This window comes from Thiohalomonas denitrificans, assembly GCF_016841685.1.
Classification (GTDB): Bacteria; Pseudomonadota; Gammaproteobacteria; order Thiohalomonadales; family Thiohalomonadaceae; genus Thiohalomonas; species Thiohalomonas denitrificans_A.
On the sequence record NZ_JAENYR010000151.1, the window covers coordinates 1 to 3165 of the forward strand.

Sequence of the window (3165 nt, forward strand, 5' to 3'; positions counted from 1 at the left end):
CTGGAGTTGAGAGCAGGAGATTACTTCGTCGCTCAGGCTCCTCGTAATGACAGCGGGGGCAAGTTCATCAGGAGTTGCTAGTTGCGAGGCGGTGAGTTTTACTCTTGTAGACTCGCCACTCGCCACTCGCCACTCGCCACTCGCCACTCGCCACTCGCCACTCGCCACTCTTACTGCTCTAGCAGGCTGTTGAAAAAAGTTTCTGTGCCTTCTCCCTGAGGGAGAAGGGAGCCCCCTCAACCCGGCCCTCTCCCTCGGGAAGAGGGCGTTTTTCAATAGCCTGAGACATTGCGAACCGCTGTACTGCGATCCAGTTTCCGGTAACCGATCGCCTCACTGATGTGGGCGGCCCCGATGGATTCACTCTGCGCGAGATCGGCGATAGTGCGGGCGACGCGCAGAACCCGGTGATAAGCCCGGGCCGAGAGTCCCAACCGCTCCACGGCCTGTTCGAGCAGCGCCGCTTCCCGATCGGAGAGCTGGCAGATGGACTCGGTCTCCCGGGCGTTTAGAAGGGCGTTGGGTTTGCCGGCGCGCTGCAGTTGCCGATCCCGGGTTTGCGTCACACGGTTCTGCACGGCGGTACTGGACTCACTACGGGCATCGCCCCGCAGGAGTTCGTGCGGCAGCGGCGGGATCTCCAGCTGCAGATCGATCCGATCCAGTAGCGGCCCGGAGATACGGGCGCGATAGCGCTGAACCTGTTCATTGCTACAGTGGCACTGGCCATTCGGATGACTGAGATAACCGCAGGGGCAGGGATTCATGGCGGCAAGCAGCTGGAAACGCGCGGGAAATCGTGCCTGGCGGGCGGCCCGTGAAATGGTTATCGTGCCCGACTCCAGCGGTTCCCGCAGCACCTCGAGCACTCTGCGATCGAACTCCGGCAGCTCGTCTAGAAACAGCACGCCGCCATGGGCGAGGCTCACCTCACCCGGTCGCGGCTGACTCCCGCCGCCCACCAGTGCAACGCCCGAGGCGGTATGGTGCGGAGAGCGAAAAGGCCGGATCCCCCAGCGCTCCGGGGCGAAGCCGCGGTCGCTGATTGAGGCCAGAGCGGCACTCTCCACCGCCTCCTCCTCCGTCATGGGCGGAAGGATGCCGGGCAGGCGCTCCGCCAGCATGGTTTTGCCGGTGCCCGGGGGCCCCGTCATGAGCAGCGAGTGTCCCCCGGCTGCGGCGATCTCCAGCACGCGTTTGGCCTGGTGCTGTCCTCGTACGTCGGCGAGATCCGGAAGATCCGGTGGGATTTCACTGATTGTTGCCTCCGCTATCGGCAGCGACTGCTGTCCGCGCAGGTGGGCGCAGACCTCCAACAGATGGGGCGCGCCGATAATTCGGGCCTCTTTGACCAGCGCGGCTTCGCCGGCGTTTTCCTCAGGCAGAATCAGCGCGCGTCCTGCCCGGCGCGCCTGTAGGGCGGTGGGCAACGCGCCGCGAATCGGCCGCAGCGCGCCGGAGAGGGCCAGTTCGCCGACAAATTCATAGTCCCTTAGCACCTCGGCCGGGATTTGGCCCGAGGCGGCGAGTATGCCGATGGCGATGGGCAGGTCGAAACGGCCCCCCTCTTTGGGCAGATCAGCCGGGGCGAGATTGACGGTGATGCGGCGGGCGGGAAACTCGAAACCCGCCGTGGCGAGCGCACCGCGGACGCGATCCTTGCTCTCCTTCACCGCCGCCTCCGGCAGCCCCACGGTGGAGAGCGATGGCAAGCCACCACCCAGATGGACTTCCACAACGACTTCCGGCGCATCGATCCCGACGCCGGCCCGGCTGTAGACGACAGCGAGCGACATGGCCTTGGATTCCCTGGCTTGGCATTATGCCGTCGGAGCCTAACAGAGTTTGCGGCTTCTGTTGAGTGTCGGGCGTCGAAGAGAGTAACTACGTGGGAAATCAATGATTGATAACATAGAGCCGGGTTTTTCATGTAAGCGGGGAATTGAAATGCAAAGGATTGGCAAGGCGGTAATTGGCGGGACTCTCGTGCTGGCACTGGCTGCTCCGTGCAGCGCACTGGAGCAGGGGGCGATGTCGAGTTCTGATGGAAAGACGCGGCTGAGCCTGAGCACTGGGCTGCTCAACGGCGAATCGGGGGAGTATGTCTATGATGCTTACGGCAGTGAATCCGGCATCGTGGGATACAAGATTAGCGAATTGCAGTGGGACCTCGACAACGTCCCGATGGTGGGTCTGGAGTTCACGCATGCGGTCAGCGATCGCTTCACCTTTGATCTGGCTTACTGGACCGATGCCGATGGTGGTGACAGTTCGATGGATGATTACGATTGGCTCTATGTCGGCCTGGACTGGAGTCACTGGTCCCACCACGATAATACCGAGGTGCGGGATGTCAGCAGGTTCGACATCAGTGGTGACTTTGTCATCGATCGCTTCAAGTGGGAGAGTACCGACTTGTATGCCGTTTTAGGGTATCGGCGGGACCACCTGGACTGGCAGGCAACTGGCGGTGAGGGGATTTACTCGGACACCAACTACCGTGACACCAAGGTCTTCTTTCCGAATGTCCCGGTCATCTCCTATGAACAGACCTATCAAACACCCTACGTGGGACTTGGCATACGATCGAGAAGGATGTCGGGGATGACCAACATCACCCTGGATGCCAGCCTGCGCTTCAGTGACTGGGTGAAAGGTGAAGATGTCGATGTGCACCATCTGCGGGATTTGCGTTTCAAGGGGGAGGGCGATGGCGGGCGCTGGATGGCGTTCGATTTGTCACTGGATTTTTCAGTGAGCGAGCGGCTTGATATAGGTATTGGTTATAGCGCAACGGAGTACGATGAAACCAAGGCGACTACGCTGATTACCGACTTGACCGATGGCAGTGAAACCTTCTACTCGGGGGATGCGGCGGGACTGGACCATCACTCCAGCATGGTATCGCTGGCTCTGGGCTATCGGTTCTGAACCGGAGCCGCGGTTACGGCCTCGAATCAAAGACGAACTTTTCTCCTGTCATTGCGAGCCGTACCCCCTGCTGCGCAGGCCCGAATCGGTGACGAACCTTTAGCCGTCATTGCGAGCCGTCCCCGCCGCACGCGGCCCCGAATCGGTGACGAACGTTCAGCCGTCATTGCGAGGAGCCCCAGCGACGCGGCAATCTGGGGTTTTGGGAGCAGAAGATTACTTCGTCGCTTAGGC

At 61.3% G+C, this 3165-nt stretch carries 2 protein-coding genes; one reads left to right on the forward strand and one right to left on the reverse strand.

The window, feature by feature from the left end; genetic code table 11:
- Positions 1–272: 272 nt before the first annotated feature.
- Positions 273–1796, reverse strand: a complete 1524-nt coding sequence (locus Q7L05_RS17220) for a YifB family Mg chelatase-like AAA ATPase (protein ID WP_303909523.1) — start codon at positions 1794–1796, stop codon at positions 273–275.
- A gap of 151 nt (positions 1797–1947) precedes the next feature.
- Here Q7L05_RS17220 and Q7L05_RS17225 point away from each other — a divergent pair, with 151 nt between their 5' ends.
- The gene (locus tag Q7L05_RS17225; RefSeq protein WP_303909525.1) at positions 1948–2931 is read left to right on the forward strand and encodes an omptin family outer membrane protease; all 984 of its coding nucleotides are present in this window, start codon (positions 1948–1950) and stop codon (positions 2929–2931) included.
- Positions 2932–3165 lie beyond the last annotated feature (234 nt).

Coding starts and splice junctions, on each gene's coding strand:
- Q7L05_RS17220 (WP_303909523.1), bottom strand. CDS start 1,796: ATGTCGCTCGCTGTCGTCTACAGCCGGGCCGGCGTCGGGATCGATGCG.
- Q7L05_RS17225 (WP_303909525.1), top strand. CDS start 1,948: ATGCAAAGGATTGGCAAGGCGGTAATTGGCGGGACTCTCGTGCTGGCA.